At 64.0% G+C, this 18,031-nt stretch carries 14 protein-coding genes and 2 pseudogenes; 8 read left to right on the forward strand and 8 right to left on the reverse strand.

Annotated features, from left to right (window positions below; translation table 11 throughout):
- The 4 genes and pseudogenes from AB0J10_RS23675 to AB0J10_RS23690 all read right to left on the reverse strand — a co-directional run.
- A pseudogene (locus AB0J10_RS23675) lies at positions 1 to 553 on the reverse strand (hypothetical protein); the annotation flags it as partial.
- A 13-nt stretch (positions 554 to 566) separates the two neighbouring features.
- Positions 567 to 3,143: a Pls/PosA family non-ribosomal peptide synthetase gene (locus AB0J10_RS23680; protein WP_363064475.1), complete on the reverse strand. Its 2,577-nt coding sequence runs from the start codon at positions 3,141 to 3,143 to the stop codon at positions 567 to 569.
- An 867-nt stretch (positions 3,144 to 4,010) separates the two neighbouring features.
- The gene (locus AB0J10_RS23685; RefSeq protein WP_363064476.1) at positions 4,011 to 4,631 is read right to left on the reverse strand and encodes a hypothetical protein; all 621 of its coding nucleotides are present in this window, start codon (positions 4,629 to 4,631) and stop codon (positions 4,011 to 4,013) included.
- A 511-nt stretch (positions 4,632 to 5,142) separates the two neighbouring features.
- Positions 5,143 to 5,667 carry a helix-turn-helix transcriptional regulator gene (locus AB0J10_RS23690; RefSeq protein WP_363064477.1) on the reverse strand — a complete coding sequence of 175 codons (525 nt, stop codon included), beginning with the start codon at positions 5,665 to 5,667 and terminating at the stop codon, positions 5,143 to 5,145.
- 50 nt (positions 5,668 to 5,717) lie between these two features.
- Here AB0J10_RS23690 and AB0J10_RS23695 point away from each other — a divergent pair, with 50 nt between their 5' ends.
- On the forward strand, positions 5,718 to 6,149 hold the full coding sequence (locus AB0J10_RS23695) for a DUF2000 domain-containing protein (RefSeq protein ID WP_363064478.1): 432 nt from the start codon (positions 5,718 to 5,720) through the stop codon (positions 6,147 to 6,149).
- A gap of 269 nt (positions 6,150 to 6,418) precedes the next feature.
- On the opposite strand, the gene AB0J10_RS23700 is transcribed toward AB0J10_RS23695, so the two are convergent.
- Together AB0J10_RS23700 and AB0J10_RS23705 are read right to left on the reverse strand one after the other, a co-directional pair.
- A complete protein-coding gene (locus tag AB0J10_RS23700) occupies positions 6,419 to 6,664 on the reverse strand; it encodes an integrase core domain-containing protein (protein WP_363064565.1) in 246 nt (81 codons plus the stop codon).
- A pseudogene (locus AB0J10_RS23705) lies at positions 6,637 to 6,849 on the reverse strand (hypothetical protein); the annotation flags it as partial. The pseudogene AB0J10_RS23705 and the gene AB0J10_RS23700, both read right to left, overlap by 28 nt.
- A gap of 99 nt (positions 6,850 to 6,948) precedes the next feature.
- Here AB0J10_RS23705 and AB0J10_RS23710 point away from each other — a divergent pair.
- The 4 genes from AB0J10_RS23710 (at position 6,949) to AB0J10_RS23725 (ending at position 9,758) form a co-directional block, all read left to right on the forward strand.
- Positions 6,949 to 8,109, forward strand: a complete 1,161-nt coding sequence (locus tag AB0J10_RS23710) for an AAA family ATPase (RefSeq protein ID WP_363064479.1) — start codon at positions 6,949 to 6,951, stop codon at positions 8,107 to 8,109.
- The gene (locus tag AB0J10_RS23715; RefSeq protein WP_363064480.1) at positions 8,106 to 8,291 is read left to right on the forward strand and encodes an excisionase; all 186 of its coding nucleotides are present in this window, start codon (positions 8,106 to 8,108) and stop codon (positions 8,289 to 8,291) included. The genes AB0J10_RS23710 and AB0J10_RS23715 overlap by 4 nt, the downstream gene beginning before the upstream one ends.
- Positions 8,288 to 9,211, forward strand: coding sequence for a hypothetical protein (locus AB0J10_RS23720; RefSeq protein WP_363064481.1), 924 nt, complete (start codon positions 8,288 to 8,290; stop codon positions 9,209 to 9,211). Before AB0J10_RS23715 ends, AB0J10_RS23720 begins: the two co-directional genes overlap by 4 nt.
- A 199-nt stretch (positions 9,212 to 9,410) precedes the next feature.
- A complete protein-coding gene (locus AB0J10_RS23725) occupies positions 9,411 to 9,758 on the forward strand; it encodes a hypothetical protein (protein WP_363064482.1) in 348 nt (115 codons plus the stop codon).
- A gap of 51 nt (positions 9,759 to 9,809) precedes the next feature.
- Here the strand turns inward: AB0J10_RS23725 and AB0J10_RS23730 are convergent, their stop codons facing one another.
- Together AB0J10_RS23730 and AB0J10_RS23735 are read right to left on the reverse strand one after the other, a co-directional pair.
- Positions 9,810 to 10,262, reverse strand: coding sequence for a hypothetical protein (locus AB0J10_RS23730; protein ID WP_363064483.1), 453 nt, complete (start codon positions 10,260 to 10,262; stop codon positions 9,810 to 9,812).
- Positions 10,262 to 10,780 (reverse strand): hypothetical protein, encoded by a 519-nt coding sequence (locus AB0J10_RS23735; RefSeq protein WP_363064484.1) that lies wholly within the window; start codon positions 10,778 to 10,780, stop codon positions 10,262 to 10,264. The genes AB0J10_RS23730 and AB0J10_RS23735 overlap by 1 nt, the downstream gene beginning before the upstream one ends.
- Positions 10,781 to 11,942: 1,162 nt before the next feature.
- Here AB0J10_RS23735 and AB0J10_RS23740 point away from each other — a divergent pair.
- From AB0J10_RS23740 to AB0J10_RS23750, 3 genes are all read left to right on the forward strand, one after another.
- Positions 11,943 to 13,331, forward strand: a complete 1,389-nt coding sequence (locus AB0J10_RS23740) for a hypothetical protein (protein ID WP_363064485.1) — start codon at positions 11,943 to 11,945, stop codon at positions 13,329 to 13,331.
- A 77-nt stretch (positions 13,332 to 13,408) separates the two neighbouring features.
- Positions 13,409 to 15,880, forward strand: coding sequence for a sensor histidine kinase (locus AB0J10_RS23745; RefSeq protein WP_363064486.1), 2,472 nt, complete (start codon positions 13,409 to 13,411; stop codon positions 15,878 to 15,880).
- Positions 15,873 to 17,807: a hypothetical protein gene (locus tag AB0J10_RS23750; protein WP_363064487.1), complete on the forward strand. Its 1,935-nt coding sequence runs from the start codon at positions 15,873 to 15,875 to the stop codon at positions 17,805 to 17,807. The genes AB0J10_RS23745 and AB0J10_RS23750 overlap by 8 nt, the downstream gene beginning before the upstream one ends.
- Positions 17,808 to 18,031: the final 224 nt, after the last annotated feature.

The raw sequence follows: 18,031 nt of genomic DNA on the forward strand, positions 1-18,031 counted from the left end.
CCACGTCCCCGCCCACCCCCTCCACCACCGACACACGCAGCACCCTCCCGCCACCCACGTCCCCACCGACCCCGTGGGGATCGAACTCGGCCTCGTACAGCGGTCCTCCGGCGCCCAGTTCGCGCGCCAGCTCCTCCACCGGGAAGTCGCGGTGCGCCCGCAGTCCCGTGGTCACGCGGTGCGCATCGCGCACCAGACCCCGCCAGGTACGAGCGCCGTCGGCTGCCATCGGGCACGGCAGCGCCCGGGCACCCGGGGCGGGAACGAAGCCGGTGACGGCCTCGTCCTCGCCCGACAGCACCGCAAGCACGCGTGCGTGGGCCGCGAGCACCACCGCGTCCAGCGGGGCGCCGCACTCCCCGGCCAGCCGCCGCAAGGCCATCGTCTGCGTTCCGGGGACGGTCACCTCGCACGTCCCGTGCGCCCCGGCACCGGGCGCCGGAGCGTCCGCCACCCACCGCGGCACCGCGGTGAAGCCGCCAGCGGCCAGCACCTCGCGCCAGAACTCCCGGCCGGCGTCCGTCCGCGCCGCCCCCGTCGTCTGCGTGTCCATCGTGCGTCCTCCCTCACCCTCGCCCGGACGCCGCGTGCGGCTGCGGGCTGCCGTTCACGGCGACGGGTCGGTAGGCGTCCCCACGCGCCTCGGCGGCCGGGTTCCCGACCCACCGTGCGTGCGCGGGCATTTCCTCGCCCTTCATCAGGAAGGCGTCGGCGGCGAGCTGGGCGTGGTCGCCCATCGTCACGCCGTAGTGCACGTGGGAGTTGACGCCGAGGGTGCACCCGGTGCCGAGGACGCTGTGGTCGGACTTGAACGTGCCGTCCTCCTGCGAGTGGCACTGGACTTTGCTCGCCTGGTTCAGCGTGCAGAAGTCGCCGATCGTGGTCAGCGTCCGCTCCGTGAAGCCCGCGCCGTCGTCGAAGACCCGCCGGCCCATGCGCACGCCCAGCATCCGCCACAGCAGCGTCTTGTAGGGCGTGCCGCTGAAGAGGTTGAGGTAGTGCTCGGGAACCTTCCAGAGGCGCTCGTGCCACCAGAAGTAGGGGTCGTAGATGGAGCACAGCTTGGGTTCCAGCGACCGGAAGCGGGTGATGAACCGTTCCGACAGGGTGAAGTAGCACGCCGTGAACGCCAGGGTGACCGAGAGGTACAGCGCGATCACCAGATGCCCGAGCACGCCGTACACGTCGAGGGTCGCCAGAGCGAGCACCGTCAGCACGAACGAGTGCACCCACCGCACGAACAGCCAGAACGCCATGGTGCGGAGGTTGTAGCGGTTCTTGGCGGCCAGACTGCGGTGGAACTCCTCACCGGTCCTCAGATGGTCGAAGCGGGTGTCGCGCTCGACGGTGCGGGGGATCCCGAAGCACGGCGCTCCCAGCAGGCCGACGCCCTCGCGGACCTCGCCGTCGAGCGGGATCATCACCTTCGTCGCGAGCAGGGTGTTCTCGCCGGTCCTGCCCCCGGACGGGTAGGCGATGTTGTTGCCGAGAAAGCTGTGCGGGCCGATGACGGCCCGGGAGACGCGAAACGACGTCCCGGAGAACTCCGCGTTCATGACGGACAGACCGTCGGCGACCATCGTTCCGGTACCCACCGTGGTGAGGTAGGGGGACTCGTGCTGCACATGGGTGCCGAAGTTGGACCCGGTCTGCTCCACCCTGGACAGGTCGTAGCCCAGGAAGCGCAGGTAGTGGACGATGTACGAGCTGTCCCCGAAGAGCCAGCCGAAGAACTTGACATTGGTCATCCGCGCGATGAGCCGGTGCAGCGAGTACTGCAGGCCGTACAGCGGATAGACCCTGTCCGGCTCGATCGCCAGACTCAGCAGCCGCGGCACGGTGAACAGCCAGACCAGACCCAGGACGAGAAAGCCGAAGAAGAGCACGACGGACAGGACCAGGGCGTCGATGTACAGGCCCGCCGACGTGATGTGCGTGGCGCCGGGGCCGAGCACCTGGTTCAGCGCCGGGATCTCCGTCACCAGGAGGTACGCGCCGCCGACCATCAGCGGGACGTACAGCACGAACAGCTGGAGCACGGTGCCGAGTCCGAAGAGCGTCCGGCGCAGGGTGCTGCAACGCGCCGCGGGGACGCGCACGTAGTCGACGTCGGTGCGCTCGGCCGGGGAGCCGTGCCAGTGCTCGCCGGCCGGGATCGACTCACCGCTCTGCAGCGCGGAGGTGTGGCCCAGTTGGGCCCGGTCGCCCATCGACGTGTCGATGTCGAGGACGGTCTTCTCACCGACGAACGCGTCCCGCCCGATCGTGACGCGGCCCGTCTGGATGCGTCCGGCGTGGGCGCGGTAGCCGATGAAGTAGGACTCCTTGCGGATGACCGTGCCGGCGCCGATCGTGAGCAGGTCGGTGCACACCGGGACGGTCCGGGAAAGGATGGTGACGCCCTTTCCGATACGGGCACCGAGGGCCCGCAGATAGAGGACGTACAGCGGATTCCCGACGTAGAACCTCATCGGGTTCGCGTTGACCAGCACCTTGACGGTCCAGAACCGCAGATAGGCCAGTCCCCAGACGGGAAACTCCTGCGGCTTCCAACGGCCGATCAGAATCCATTTGGCGGCGATGGGAAAGAGGCAGAGCGCAATCATCGCGGCGCTGCCGAAGACCATGGACCGCAGATAGACGTGCAGCAGGCCCGAGCCCCTGGAAACCCACTCGTAGCCACGGGCGGTGACGGTGCCGAGGGCAAAGCAGTAGGCAAGGAAAATCAGGGTCTGCGCGGTCCCGCACAGGATGTACGTCCTTCTGCTGACGGGTACGACGCTCTCGGCGGGTTCGGGTGCCGACGAGGCTTCGGGTGCGGGCGCCTCGGCCACCAGCGCCGTCACCAGACTGCGGATTGTGGGGTACTGATAGATGTCCTTCATCGACACCGAGGGAAGGTCGCCGCGCTTCCTGACCCGGGCGCAGAACTGCGCCATGACCAGCGAGTTGGCGCACAGGTCCTCGAAGAAGTGACTTTCCGCCGATATCTGCTCGGCCTTGACCAGGCCGGCCAGCACTTCGGCGAAGTCCTTCTCGGCACCTGCCGTTCCCGTTCCCGTCGCCGGACCGTCAATTCGGTGCTCGGTGAGCGCCGATTCATCCGGCTCGGGCGTCAGGACCTCGACAGACTTTTCCACCATGCGAGCTCCTTGAGGAAATGCCGGTCGCCATCGTCCCGTGCGGCCGGCACTCGTTGTCCTCACGCTCCAGCGATGGCCGGAGCGAGCAATCCGGAAGTCACGCGGTCGTGAGCTCTTCTCCGGTCACAATCACGATCACCAGTCTCCGTCGTGCATCGCAGGGTTGCCACTCGGACCGGATCCCTTCTGACTGCCCTGCGAGGTGACGGCAACGCTGACGAATACCGGCCGCCGAACCGCCGGTGGCCGCCCGTCCGGCCACCGAACCAAAGCTGTTGTCATCGTCGGGACGAGGCGATGGCCTCCGGCGCCGACCGCTGGTGACGGCCGCCTCGGGAAGCGCTTGAATCGCACCCGTCAGGTATTCGGTACCGGCGCCCGACCGGATGGGAAATTCATCAATCAAATGTCTTCAAAGTGCCGAGCGGGGTTCGGCCGGACGAGTGAGCGAGGCGAGTGAGTGGGGGAGGAAGGGGTGCGCGGGGCGTGCGCCGGGCGCGCTGACGAGGGGAGAGATCACCGGTGCGGGGGTGCTGGTCCGGACGGGCGAGTCACGCGGGTGCGGTCCCGCTCCGACCGGTGCCCGGCGCGCGTGCACCGGGGCCTCTGCTGGTCGGCTCCGGGAGGGCATGTCGCGTGGACCGGGGCCTCTGCTGGTCGGCTCCGGGAGGGCATGTCGCGTGGACCGCGGCTCGTACGGGTCGGCCCCGGGACCGCCCTGTTTCGGTGTGGTCTGCCGGCGGCCGTGCGGACCGCGGAAGGAAACAGCGACGGTCGTCGGGAAAACCCTGACGGCCGTCGCACGAACGGCGTACCGCGGTGCTGACGGGGCAGCCCCGATCGCGACGCATCGCCCGGGCGAAACGCCTACGGCATGCGGATACTGTCGACGATCTCCTGATGCGTCTTCTCCAGTGCCTTCTCGTTGGCCTCCGGGCCGACGGTCACTGCCTGGACGAGGTATCCGCCGCCGTCGATGAGACGGGTGGACCCGGTCATCCGCTCCCCCTCGTCCGTCGCGATCCGCGCATCGAGCGCGGGTCGGCCATCGACGGTGGTCTCGTTGGCGCCCGTACTCACGAACGAGGTACCGGTCTCCTTCTCCACTCCTTCCACGAAGGACCGGAGAGCGGTGTCGAGCCGCATGTCGTAGGCGTCCGGCACCTCGGTCACGACGAAGACGACGAAGCCCTCCTCGGTCTCCACCAGATACCCGCGGCTGGTCACCTCCTGGCCGAGGACGCGCTCGCTGTGCTTCTCGACGGTCGCCTTGCCGGGCAGGTCCACGGTGATCCCGGTGGGATCGTCGGTGGTCTTCACCCATCCGGCACGAAGCTCGGCCTGGATCGCGGTGACGACACCGGTACGCGGTGTGACGGGGGCGGCGTTCGCGGCGGAGGAGGCCACGGCACCCCCGGTGAGGGCGCCGGCGACGGCGAGAACAAGGAGGCGTTTGGTCCGGTTCGAGGTCCGGGTGGTACGGGACATGAAAATCACTTCCGTCAAGGTGTCGGCGCGAGGGATCTGTCGAAACGACCCGGGGCGTTCGGTGAACCACTCACCGACGAGCCGCGCGGTCCCGCCTTTCCGGCTCGGTCCCGCTCCTCCATTACGCCGGTGGGGGCGCCGGGCGTCATGCCCCTGGATCGCGTGACAGGAGAATCCGGGACTTGACAGCGGCCCCGGAGTCAGGCCGGAGGGACGGCGGTCGCTCGCCGCCGCACCGCGGGCCTTACCGGCGGCAGCGCAGGTTCTCCCCATGGGGCCCCGGCGCATGGCACCCGCGCGGTGTCCGCACCTGGTGCGGGTGCTCCGCTCGGTGCTGTGCCGTGCTGTGCTGTGCCGTGCTGTGCCGTGCCGTGGAGCGGTGCGGTGCGGTGCCGTCCGTGGAGCGGTACCGTGCGGGGCGGTGCCGTGCGGTGCTGTGCTGTGTCGTCCGTGGAGCGGTACCGCCGTACACGGTGCGTCGCGACGGGGACGTCATCGAAGCCCGCAGGGCCTACCTGGGGCCTCCGCCGCTCCGGGCGTACAGGCCGGGACTCACACCCAGCATCCGCTTGAAGTGCCGGCTGAAGTGGGACTGGTCGTAGAAACCGGCCGCCGCGGCCACCAGACGTGGTGCCATTCCGCCCAGCAGCAGACGCCGGGCGAGGTCCACCCGCCGACCGGTGAGGTACTGGTGCGGCCCCATGCCGAACTCGCGGCTGAACACCCGCACGAGATGGGCCGGATGGACATGCAGGGTCTCGGAGGCGTGCCGAAGGGCGACTCCCTCCACGAACCTCTCGTCGAGCAGTTCCCGTAGCCGGTGCGCGATCCCGGCGTCACGCACCCCGGACCGGTCCTCGACCCACTTCAGCAGATGGTCCCGAAGCCACCGGACCATGCCGTCGTCCACGATCAGCAGCGTCCACGTCTCATGGGTGTGCATGGGGTAGACGTGGTCGATGATGCGGGCATGGAAGACCTCGTCGATTCCCGCAAGTGCCGGCCGCCAGGCCCGGATCTGCGGACGGTCAACCATGCAAAGATCGTACAAGACTTCGTGCCGGTCACCGGCGTTGAATCGACCTCATGGAAACCGCCAACGAACCCGTCCGATTCGAGACGAAGATCGCCGTGCTCCTGCGTGAGGATCTTCAGACGTGGCAGCGCCTCAACGTGACGGCGTTTCTGGTCAGCGGCATCGGCCGAAAGGAGCCGGAGGTGATCGGCGAGCCCTATGCGGACGCCGACGGTACCGAATACCTCCCCATGTTCCGGCAGCCGGTGCTCGTATTCGAAGCTGGCAAGGAGCAGCTGGCGATGTGCCATCAGCGCGCCGTCAGCCGGGCCGTTCCCTTGTCCGTCTTCACCGCGGACCTCTTCACCACCAGCAACGACCGTGACAACCGGGCCGCCGTGCGCGCCGTCCACCGCGACCGGCTCGACCTGGTCGGGCTCGCGGTCCACGGGCCGCGCAACGCGGTGGACAAGATCGTGAAGGGCACCCGCATGCACCCGTGAGCGGCGCTGGGGACGTGTCGTGCCGAACGAGGCGAAGTCACGGCAGGAGTCGACGAGCGCCTACATCCACCCGCATGCGACCACGGCATTCTTCGGAAGCGCCTTCGCAGGTTCCCAGGCGGTCGTCGGGCGTATGCCGTCTTCGGAGTGACCTGCGCCGTCGGTATTCGTGGGCGAGTAATTCATCGGCTCAAGGGCATCGGTGAGACCATCATGGGGCCTTTACCCGGAATCTTGGACACCAGCCATGCGGCTTGGGCCAGGGTAGTTCAGGCTGTGTCGAGGGCTGTCTCGTAGGCGATGGGGCTGCGTTGTCCGAGGCGGGAGTGACGACGTCGGGTGTTGTAGCGGTTGAGCCAGCGGAATGCGTCGAGCCGGGCCTCGCGTTCGCTGGCCCAGTGCTTTCGGCCGTGGAGCGTTTCTCGTTTGAACGTGGCGTTGAAGGACTCGGCGGTACGTTGTCCGCCGAGCTGTCGATCGCGCTCATGGACTGGCGGACACCGGCCTGGCGGCAGGCGTCGGCGAAGGCCTGACTGGTGTACTGGGCTCCGTGGTCGGTGTGCAGGACCGCTCCGGAGAGGCTGCCGCGGGTGTGTTCGGCGGCGGACAGGGCGTCGCCGAGAAAGTGCGGTGCCGCCGTCTCGCCCAGCCGCGCCGCCTGCTCGGTCCGCTCGACGGTGCGGCGGATGTCCTCCCACAGGGCCGACCAGCTCCGGGTCGGTCAGGGCGAGCGGGAGGCGCGGCGCACCATCGTTTCCGGGCTGCGGGCCGGAGCGCGGCGTCCGAGGACGGTGGCGGCATGAGCGCCGGCCCGAACCCGATTCCGCCGCTGCACCTGTACTCCGTACCCAGCGATCCGGAGGCGGCTCCCAAGGCCCCGCCGAAGAGGGAGCGCCCGCGGACCGCATGGACTGCGGATCAGCTCATGGCCGCCCACTTCCCTGAGCCCAAGTGGGCCGTACCCGGGATCCTCGCCGAAGGCGTCAGCCTGCTCGCCGGACCGCCCAGGTCGGCAAGTCCTGGCTCTCCCTCGGTCTCGGTCTCGCGGTCGCGGCCGGTGGGCGGGCCTTCGACTCCGTGCACGTGCGGCGGCCCGGTGCTCTACCTCGCCCTGGAAGACACGCCCCGCCGGTTGCAGACCCGCATGGCAAGATCCTGGGCGGCCAGCCCGCACCACCAGGGGCTGACCCTGGTGACCGAGTGCCAGCCCTTCCCGCAAGGCGGCGTCGAGGCCATAGCCCAGTGGCTGGACCGCAACCCGGACGCCCGTATGGTCGTCATCGACGTCTTCGCCAAGATGCGCGGCCAGGCCCCACAGGGCGTCTCCGCCTACGACGCGGACTATGTAGCCGTCGGCCACGCCAAGCGGCTCGCGGACCACTACGGCATCGCCGTCGTCCTGGTCCACCACGTCCGCAAGGCCAGCTCGGAGGACTTCCTCACCGAGGTCTCCGGAACCAACGGCACCGCCGGAGCCGCAGACGCCACCCTCGTGCTCAAGCGGGCCCGCGGGCAGGCTGACGGCATCCTGCACGTCACCGGCCGCGACGTGAACGAAGCCGAGTACGCGCTCCAATTCCAGGAGGCTTCCGGCGCCTGGCACTTGCTGGACGGCCCGGCATCCGACCACGCCATCGGCGACACCCGCGCCGCGATCCTGCGGCACGTCCGTGCCCACCCCGGCGCCAAGCCCAAGGACATCGCCGAAGCCCTCCCTCAGGTCGACGTGGACACCGTCCGCCGCACCTGCTCCCGCATGGCCGCCGATGGACAGCTCACCAAGGACGCTGCCGGGCGGTACTTCCCCGACACCGAGACCCGGACGCAGACCACACAGGAGGTGTCCCATCTGTCCGACTGTCCGGTAACCCCGCCTGACCAGCACGAACGACCCGGACAGTCGGAACTGGAGCTGTCCGGCCTGTCCGGTGCGGACGAAGCCGAACGGAGGGCGACATGAGTGCCCGTACGCGGGACGAGAAGTTGACCGTCAAGGAGGTTCTCGCTGACCTGAAGGTTACCTTCTACCGGTGGCGCCAACTCGGGAAGGGACTCCGCGCGATCAAGCTCCCGAACGGCGACGTGCGGATCCGGCGGTCGGAGTACGAGCGGTGGCTCGCGGAGCGGGAGGACACTGCGTGAGCACTGGGAACGGCACCCCGGCTGGGGGCCCTCGTGGGTCGGCCCGGCCGGGCTACTCCGTCGACGTCGGCGTCAAGCTGTGGAAGGTGTCCAAGACGGGGCGCAAGTCGCGTCCATGGCGCCTCCGGTGGGTGGTCGCAGGGAGGGTGCACGGAGACACGTCCACCACGTCGGCTCTCGCGGAGAGCCGGCGGTCCGAGCTGTGGCAGGCCATGAACCGGCGCGGTGAAGCGTTCGAGATCGAATCGGGGCTTCCCGAGTCCGAGGTGCGCGCAGCGGTCGAAGCTGCGGAGGCATCGGATACCGAACCGCCGTTGCGGTGGTTCGAGTTCTGTCGGAAGTACGTGGCCGGGCGGTGGCGTACGAGCGCAGCCAAGACCCGTGAGGGAATGGCGGACGGTCTCGCGGCCGTGAGGCTCGCCATGGTCAAGCGTGGGGATGACACCCCCGAAGATGAGTCCCTTCGATTGGCCTTCCGGTGGGGGATCGTGCCCGCGAACGAGGGGGAGGACCCGCCGGCGGAACTCAAGGCCGCGTACCACTGGGTCACGACGGCCGACCGGCCACTGAGCGACATGGCAGACGCCGAGGTGCTCGAGGACGTGGTGTACCGCGTCAGCTACAAGCTGGACGGCACCCCGGCAGCAGGCGACACGTACAAGCGGCGCCGCCGGGCCCTGAATGCCGCTCTCGAACACGCCGTTGCCACGGGGGAGCTCCCGGAGAACCCGCTCCAACGAATCCGCCGGAAGCGCGTTGGCTCCGACGACGTCGTAGACCCGCGCGTCCTGGTGAACGCGGCACAGGCCCGGCAATTGCTCACCGCCGTCTCCTACGTCGGGTCGTGGGATCGCTGCCGCGGGCGGCGCCTGGTGGCCTTCTACGCGGTCCTGTACTACGCGGGGGCTCCGACCTGCTGAGGCCGTCGGGCTACGGCTGTCGGACTGCCACCTTCCAGAGAAGGGCTGGGGCACGCTGACGCTGCGGGAGACACGCCCTGTCTCCGGCAAACAGTGGACCGACTCCGGGGAGCGCCACGACCGCCGGGGCCTGAAGGCGCGCGAGGCGTCCACCGACCGGCCGGTTCCCATCCCGCCAGTCCTGGTCGCCATCCTTCGGGTGCATCTGAAGGAGTTCGGGACCGCCGAGGAAGGGCGCGTGTTCGGCAACGAGCGCGGGGGAGCGGTCGGCTCCTCCACCTACTGGCGGGTGTGGGAGGAGGCGCGGGAGTACGCGCTGCCGCCGGAGCGCACCGTCTCGCCGTTGGCTGGCCGGCCGTACGACTTGCGGAACGCGTGCATAACGCGGTGGCTGAACGCTGGGGTGCCCATCGCCGAGGTGGCCCGAGGGGTCGGCAACTCGCCGGAGGTGATCCACCGCCGATATCACGGCTGTATCGACGGCCACGAGGAAGCCGCCAACGCGAAGATCACAAAGGCTCTGGAAGAGGAGGGTGACGGGGCCTGAGCATGGAATGCAGCGGTGGCTCTGCCCCTGAAAGAGCAGAGCCACCACCGTCTACTTCTGGGGCGCCTGGATACTGACTATCCAGCGAGCTTCGTTGCCCGCCTCGATGGTGAAGTGGAGCTTTCGGCTCGTAGCAAGATTGAGCTGATTCGCATTCTTCTCGACCCTGGAGTTGGAGCAGCCCACGGTGTATTCACCGATGGTCTCCAGAGAGAGTTTCAGTTGAACTGTTTTGGAATCCGAGAAGCAGTTGAGCTTGACCCAGGATTCACCTTTCGGAAATTGCACGGTTCCGAAGTAGTGGCTTCCTTGGCGTGGTCCCTCTGCGAGGGTTTCCTTGAAGCCCTTTTCCAGCTCGGGTGAGAGCAGGGGTTCGGGGGTGGGTGCCGGCTGGGACTGCGGCTTCTCGGGGGCGCTCGGCTGGTCGGAAGCCCGGTCGCCTGTACAGGCGCCGAGGGAGAGTGCCAGGAGGGCAGAGACGGCGAGTGCCGCAGATGCGCGCATCAGGAGCTCGTTTCCCAGTACTTGAAGCCGATCGTCGTGTTGGCGATGTCCGCGGTGCCGTGGGTGACCTGAGTCTTCTTGCAGTTGGGCAGCTGGTAGTACTTCTGCCACTTGACGCTGTGACCCCAGGAGCCGTACTGGGCGTTGCCGTACTTACCTCGGGTGACGTCGCGACGGAACTGGTGCTGGGTGTCCCACGACACCGCCGCGACCGATTCGCGGCTTACTTCGATCTTCGCTTCGGCCACGATGCCGCTGACCGTCACTCCGCCACCGGCCGTGATCGCGGTCGATGCCGTTCCCGCCTGGGTCCGTGTCAGGACCATCGTCCCGCCGGGGCCGTCCTTGTAGATCGGCCCCTTCCCCAGGTGCTTCTTCGACTGCGCGTAGATGTCCGTCTTCCAGCCGCCGTCACATATAGCGAAGGACGCCGGATCCGGCGAATCGGCCTGGGCGACATTCGGGACACCGGCAGCGATAGCGAGTGCCGCAACCGTCGTAATTGTGGAACGCTTCATTATTCCCCCCGTATTTGAATGTCTTGAGGACGGATGGTCAGTTCCGTCTTCGGTCGGAGCGATCTAACCATGAAATCGCCAGAGCGGCCCGAGGGGATGATCGCCGTTACGCTTTCGTAATCAGTTGAGCATTCCTTGAGCTTTTCCAATATGGTCGACTTGATCAGACTGACGACTGCGCGCGGCGCGGTCCGCGGCTGCAGTCGACCGCTTCCCTCTCCGCCCTCACCACCACCGTGCCACTCGGGCCTGCCGCGGCAGCTCCGCCCCGGGGCAGCCCGAAGGCCCGCATCGGGAGCCGGAAGAGGATTCCAGCTACCAATGGCCCCTGAGGCTGGCCCAGCAAGAGGCCCGTGATCGTCACGGCGGAGCCCTAATCCGAACATCATCGCGACGCCACCGGGACCACGGCAGCCGTTCCCCGATCTGTGTGTCGGAGGTGTGTCGCGAACACCGAGAGATAACGAGAGAGGGCGGGAGTCAGTCAGACTGACTCCCGCCCTCTTCTGTCGGCATCCGCCCTGGTCAGCGCATGATCTCTGCTGATCCTCGGCGAGTGCCCCCGGCAGGATTCGAACCTGCGCACACGGCTCCGGAGGGCGATTCATCTTGTGCGGAAGCCGCAGGTCAACGGCGGGACAGCAGTGTGCGTGCGCTCCGCCGGTCCACGACTGGTCCACGACTATGCGAAGTCTCGTGTACAACCTGCCTGTACCGATGCCAGTGCGGACGACGAGTGGTGGGCGCAGCGGTTGACTCGAGCAGCAGGCGGTTGCAGCGCGGTCAGTTGACGAGGCAGGGGTCCACTTAGGCGCTCGCATCAGCTCCATGAACTTCGCAAGCCGTTGCGTGACTGGGCCTGGACGTCTCTTGGATGACCCTCAGTAGCCCGGCTAGGAGCCGTGCCAGCACGCCGGTTGACGAGCGAGCAAGTCGCACAACGCCCGCTCGAGCGAGTTGACCTGCAGATTCAACCGGTCTCGCCCCATGTACCGGTGACGTGACAGGCGGTCATCTGATTCAATCTATGCACTTGTAGATGCAACTACGCAGGCGGGGGGCCGCGTTGAACGAGACCGAAACGGGGTTCGCCTCGATGGAGAGTGCGATGGCTCGCCCACCCGTGTCCGACGCTCCCAGAGATGATGTGCAGGGTGGAGGCATGTCTACAGCAGCTCGGGCAGCGCTGGTGAGGTCAGCGGCTGAGCTTGAGGAAGCGTTGGCGTCCAAGCTGCGGGAACGGGCCACCTCGACACCGGAGTTTTGGTCGTTCTCAGGGCGCTCCCGCCGCGAGGCCGGTCACGGAATTTTTGCTTACCCGGCAATGATGGTTCCTCAGCTACAGGGCGCGCTTCTGGAAGACGTGCAGGCAGTAGATCCATCTGTGTCCTCAGTCATGGACCCCTTTATGGGGTCAGGAACTGTAATGCTGGAATCAGTAAGTCGAGGGCTTTCGTTTTTCGGCACCGATATCAACCCATTAGCAGTACTCCTAACGACGGTGAAGTCACAGGTGCACGATTCTGATCAACTGGCGAAAGCGCGCCAGAGAATCGCACTGCGCGTCACAGAGGACACAGCGGACCAGGTTGAAATTCAGTTTCATAACCGCGACAAGTGGTTCCGACGCGACGTCGCTCATGATTTGTCGAAGATCAAAAGAGCCGTCTCAGCTGAGCGTAGAAAAGCGGTTCGTCAGGTATTTTGGGTTGCTATGGCTGAGACGATCCGGCTCGTAAGTAACAGCCGAACTTCCACCGTCAAACTGCATTCGTATAGTGCTGACGAGATCGAGTCTCGACAGATCGATACGGTCGAGACTTTCCTGCGTATTTCTGCATCACAGATTGAACAACTGAGGGATCAGGCCAAGACTTTGTCCCGCGGGCTAGGAAAGAACCCAAGCCTGCAAATCTCGTGCGCCGTCGGAGACGCTAGAAGTGCGCCCACAAAGAAAAACCGCGCATTCGCCGACATCTTGATGACGTCACCACCATACGGTGACAATGTCACCACCGTTACGTACGGTCAGCATAGCTACCTGCCGCTTCAATGGATTGACACAACCGACGTGCCAGGTATGCGGCAAGAGCTCCTGGAGAACACCCGCTCCATTGACTCAATAAGTCTTGGAGGGAAGCTTAAAGGTGCGCTCGACTCGGCTGGCGAGTTGAGCGATAAATCTCCGGCCTTCGCGTATTGCTTGAATCAGCTCAAGGCGCATCCAAGGAATGCCCAGTTGAGATTCGTCGGATTTGTTCGAGATCTCGATGAATCATTGGACGCCATCACGGCCCACCTACGCAGTGATGCCTGGATGTTTTGGACACTGGGTGAGCGCAAGATCAGCGGCATTTCGGTGCCCACAGTGGCCATTGTTCGAGACCTACTAGTCTCTCGTGGTTCCCGACACATCGAAACATTGGAAAGGAAAATCCCTGGCGGAGCGAAGCGAATGGCGTACCGAAATGCCAGCGTCGAAACGATGAACACAGAAAGTATCCTCGTTATGCGGGGTCCTCGTAACACTGCTGACGATTCTTGCTCGTAAAAAGGGAGAGAATGGTGTCTCAATCTTACGAGGGACGTGAGCCGGTGGAGACTTTTCACCTCGAGGTGCACCCCTCCGTGGTGTTCAAACTTGGAGAAGACCTCATCACGGATTCTATGCAAGCTCTGATTGAGCTTGTAAAGAATTGCTATGACGCGGATGCGACGTGGGCAGAGATTGTCATCAACACCGGGCTCGCTGAAGCAGGTAACCCCGCTAATCCTTCGATTGTGATCCGAGATAACGGCTCAGGCATGTCTGTCGAGCAAATCAGGCGCGGGTGGCTCACGATCAGCAACTCCGTGAAGCGCGAAATGAAGGCGCAGGGACTTTCTACCCACCTGGGCAGGACCCCCCTCGGAGATAAGGGGCTTGGTCGTCTGGGCGCGCAGCGTCTGGGCGATATCGTATCGATCGTCACTAGGCCGGTGGACGCCGCAGTTGAGCACGAACTTACGATCGACTGGCGCGCGTTTCAGAGTCGATCATCGCTCAATGAAGTCGACCTGACGCTAGTGTCCCGGCCCACTCAGGAGCCGGCCGGGACAACTTTGACGATCACGCAACTGCGAGAGCCGGGACAGTGGCGTGCCGCTGCGAATAACGGGTCCGAGGATGGCGCGTCTGCCCTGCAGAAGGACCTATCCGTTCTGATCTCACCGTATGGTGATGAGCGGGGACTCAGAATTCTCCTCAAGGTCGATGAAGAGCGCATCGACCTTTATGATTTGCCTTCCCGTGTTCGCAACGCCGCTGAGGTTCGGTACCTCCTCAACTATGACAACGGAAAGCTTGACGTTGTTGGGGAAGCATCACTGACGTATTGGGCGCCACAAGAAAAAAGGTCCAAAGAAGAGGATCGAGCACATTTTGCTTCTCTTCTCGAGGCCGATTCCGGCGCTGCCTATTTGGAATGGCTACGTACGCACCGGGCTAAGCAGATGGAGGCTTACAACTGCCGTGCCGCTGAAGCCCCCTACTTTCTGCGTGCCCACAGAACGATCGCTCTGAGCGATCTTGATAATATTACGCTGCATCAGTCGACTACGGGTGAGTTGGCCCCCGCCGATCCCGGGCCCTTCCGCGGTGAGGTTGACTATGTAACCCTGGGACAGGGGCACCCCGAGGCATTCAACAGCCGGAGCGAATTCCGTAACTACCTAAGGAGTCTTGCAGGAGTCCGAGTTTACCGTGATGGATTCGGTGTTCGGATGGACGAAGACTGGCTAGGTCTGCGGAAGTCGCAGACCAGCGGCTCTTCCTTCTACAGCCTGCGTCCTGAGAATACCCTAGGCTTCATCGATATCTCGGCCCGTCACAATGCGCAACTCGTCGAGACTACCGACCGTGAAGGCTTCGCTGACACGCCTCATTATCGCAATCTTATGGCCCTTCTGCAGGGCTGGCGATCCTTCACGGAACAGTTTCAGACCTTCATTCGGCGCTCCTACAATGAGTATCGTCAGGAGACCGAAGCTACCAAAGTCGGTATCGATCCCGCAGCGAGTTCAGAAGTCCTGATCCAGCACGTCGAAGACACTCGATCACGTACGATTGTCACGGCGAAGAAGCGAATCAGGGCCCTGCGGGAAGAGGCGGAAGCAACGGCCAAGAGCCACGAGCGCGTGGCGAATGAATTGGATGGTAATCAGCGCTCGCTCTTCGCCGGCCCAGTGGACCCGGCGATTGCGCACGAGCTATCTAATTTGCAGGCTGCGGACAAGCGAAGGGGGCAGTCCTTCGCCGAGATCGAGGAAATGTTCGATTCTCTCGACTCTGAACGAGCTGTGCTGCAATTGCTGCGAGAGCATTCCGATCGTCTCCGTGAACAGCTGGCTCAATCTTGGGAGACTGTCTCGCTGGGACTCACTGCTGAGGCAGTGTCTCACGAAGTAGCTCATGTGGCGGAGGGCATCGCGGTCAGAAGCGCTCAGATCCGACGACACCTTGCTGATGCCGGAACAGTCGATAGGCGACTCTCGAACTACATCCAATACGTGCAGTCGGCGGCGAGTGCGTTGAAACGTCAACTCGCTCACCTCAACCCGTCTCTTCGCTACATGCGTGAACGCCGGGAGAGAATCTCTCTCGGTGACTTCTGTCGAGATATTGCACAGTATCATCGCGACAGGTGGAGTGACGGTCCGATTTCAATCAACGTTGAGGTGGATCAAGATTTCGTTGTTGAGGTCAATAGAGGCAAGCTGACTCAGGTTCTCGATAATCTGTTGCTGAATAGTGAATATTGGCTTCTGCAGGATCATAGGCTTGGCCTCCAGGGCTCTCCTCAAGTGTCGCTGTTGGTCAAAGCGCCCTATCTGTTCACGAGCGACAACGGTCGAGGTATCGATCGAAGCGTAGAGTCGACGCTCTTCGAACCGTTTGTATCATTCAAGAAACGCGGCGAAGGTAGGGGATTGGGCCTTTACGTAGTTACGCAGCTACTTGATTCTGAGGGATGCGGGATCGAGTTGGCCCTTGATCGAAACGACAACGGTCGCTTTTACAAGTTCCAACTTGACCTGGGGGGGATGCGTGTTGATGCATGAAGAGAGTTTGACGAGTGATGCAGCGGCGCGTGCGGGGTCATCTCGTGTTCCAGCTCAAGCGGACATAAATGCAGCGCCAGCCTTCGACGCCAAAGCTGCTTCCGCTGAACTACTTGAACTTGCTGCGGTCGAGCGCGTCATCTGCGTCGACGATTGGTATGCCGAAAAGGAGGATGATGGAGAAAACGTCCTCGCGGCCCTAGCCGAAGGCGCATTGCTGCCCTCGGATTGGGAGCAAATCGCCAAGGTTATCCCTGGAGTCGCCCTCTTAAGGGATCCGTCAGCCCCTCTGGAACTACTTCAAGATGAGGTGAGAGACAGGTGGGTATCTCTGGACGAAGGCGGGCGTGAGGCGATACGCCAAATTGTGGACGACCGTCTGGGGCCGGAGGGGGTTGGGCTTCCCGGGGAAGAGGACGAACCGGCCGCTGCTTGCCTACGTGATCTCCTCGCTGGCTCCAGGGAGTTTCTGACCCGCTCGCTCTCTGACTGGCGCAGGCAACGAGCCATATTGCTTGCGGATGGTAAGAGCACTCTGATCCTCTTCGATCGAGATTTCAGCAGAGAGGGTGCATCGCAGAATGCCGGGGAGGAGGAAATCTCCGGGTTGCTTCGCGACGCTCCCGAGAATTGGCGGATTGGCCTTCTGACCCATACGGTGTCTCCAGATGACGCTGAGGTCGAAGCGTGGAAGACGCTTTCGCAGCAGTTTGAGGCCGATTCCTCTAGATTCCTCGTAATTGCCAAGGGGCGCCTTTCGGTGAGTGCGGATGGTTTTCCGCGCATGCTTAAACTCACCCTGCTGGCGCCAGCGCTTGAGCGCTTGCAAGGCGGCCTTGCCGAGGCTGTGAATGGAACCTGGGCGGAGGCCATCGATAAGGTTGGGCGGATTGACCCCTACACGCTGGAAGCCGCGCTTAACGGCGACCGGCTCACCGATGGCACTTGGGGTCCCGAGACACTGTTGCGTATCGCTACGGCATTCACACAGGACTCTGTACGAGCCAAGCTTCGCGCTGATCGAACGGTCCACGTGTCGAGCGAGTTGGTAACCAGCCTAAGTAGAGTAAAGATGCCGAGCGCATCAAACTCTGACCGCGTTCGTCAGGAGCTAGCGGAGATTGAACGGCTTGAGTACTTTGAGTCGGCTGATCACCTGACAGAGCTTCACTTCCCGCTCGAAGTTGGGGATGTGTTCGCGTTCCAGAAGTTCGCAGACAAGCCTCACAAGTTCGAACAGCAGCGGAACGGTGATCCTGCCGTTTCCGAGAGCGGTACTCTCAGCCTTCGGCGCTCAGGCGAAGAGCACTACCTGATCCTTCTGGCCCAACCCTGCGATCTGGCTGTTCGTGCAGATGGTAAACGAGGAAATGATCTAGAGTTCGTCAGGCTGGCGCCTTTGAAGAGTCCAGCCAAGGGGAGAATAATCACGCATCCAGGAGGAGGCGTGGCGACCTCGTTTGATCTCCCGTTCTTTTTCGAGGAATCGGGGGCAGGGGTTGAGGTCAAGCTAAGTCAGCAACATTACATTCCACTGACAGCTCTAGATATGTGTGTCCTCAGTGCTACGGGTGAGGGCTTCATGTTTGCTGAGCAGGAGATGCCTAACCATCTCTTGCCGAACTGGCAAGAGCGCTTCAAGCACCTCCGTGCGTGGGTTGCTAAGCAGGTGACTGCTTACAGAGCTATGGAACCGCGTGAGATGTCGGGCAAGGCGGCCGATCAAATTACAGCAGCGATGACTGGGACTGTGGCATCTAACAGGCTGGAAGCGCTTATTTCATTGTCGCATTCAGCGATCAGCTATGGTGTTAGAAGAGTTGGGCGTCTCCGGGAACCATACCGATCAGCGCTTCTCTCTAGAATGGCGCAGCGCGATTCACGGGATGCCTTCGATCCAAGCCTGATTGACAAGACCAAAGCTTAACTAGGGCGGCGACGAACACGTGGTGGGTGCCCGAGCAGGGCGGTGGAGCGGGTTTGGCCGGTGGCCTGCCCGGTCTGGGGTCGAGCATGATCAGGGGGCCGTACGCTGGTTGGCAACTCGGGCAGGCTTTGGACCTGCCCGCAATGTGCTCGAGTGGCCCCCTGGTCTTGCTCGACGCGGGACCCTGACCGGGGAGGTGGCTAAAGCCGCGGAGACGACCGCCC

Origin of the sequence: Streptomyces sp. NPDC049887 (assembly GCF_040656535.1) — a bacterium.
In the GTDB taxonomy this organism is placed as follows: domain Bacteria; phylum Actinomycetota; class Actinomycetes; order Streptomycetales; family Streptomycetaceae; genus Streptomyces.

Excerpts from the sequence above, each read along its gene's own strand:
- AB0J10_RS23690 (WP_363064477.1), bottom strand. The coding sequence starts at position 5,667 with ATGGTTGACCGTCCGCAGATCCGGGCCTGGCGGCCGGCACTTGCGGGA.
- AB0J10_RS23715 (WP_363064480.1), top strand. The coding sequence starts at position 8,106 with ATGAGTGCCCGTACGCGGGACGAGAAGTTGACCGTCAAGGAGGTTCTC.
- AB0J10_RS23695 (WP_363064478.1), top strand. The coding sequence starts at position 5,718 with ATGGAAACCGCCAACGAACCCGTCCGATTCGAGACGAAGATCGCCGTG.
- AB0J10_RS23735 (WP_363064484.1), bottom strand. The coding sequence starts at position 10,780 with ATGAAGCGTTCCACAATTACGACGGTTGCGGCACTCGCTATCGCTGCC.
- AB0J10_RS23685 (WP_363064476.1), bottom strand. The coding sequence starts at position 4,631 with ATGTCCCGTACCACCCGGACCTCGAACCGGACCAAACGCCTCCTTGTT.
- AB0J10_RS23730 (WP_363064483.1), bottom strand. The coding sequence starts at position 10,262 with ATGCGCGCATCTGCGGCACTCGCCGTCTCTGCCCTCCTGGCACTCTCC.
- AB0J10_RS23710 (WP_363064479.1), top strand. The coding sequence starts at position 6,949 with ATGAGCGCCGGCCCGAACCCGATTCCGCCGCTGCACCTGTACTCCGTA.
- AB0J10_RS23680 (WP_363064475.1), bottom strand. The coding sequence starts at position 3,143 with ATGGTGGAAAAGTCTGTCGAGGTCCTGACGCCCGAGCCGGATGAATCG.
- AB0J10_RS23750 (WP_363064487.1), top strand. The coding sequence starts at position 15,873 with ATGCATGAAGAGAGTTTGACGAGTGATGCAGCGGCGCGTGCGGGGTCA.
- AB0J10_RS23740 (WP_363064485.1), top strand. The coding sequence starts at position 11,943 with ATGTCTACAGCAGCTCGGGCAGCGCTGGTGAGGTCAGCGGCTGAGCTT.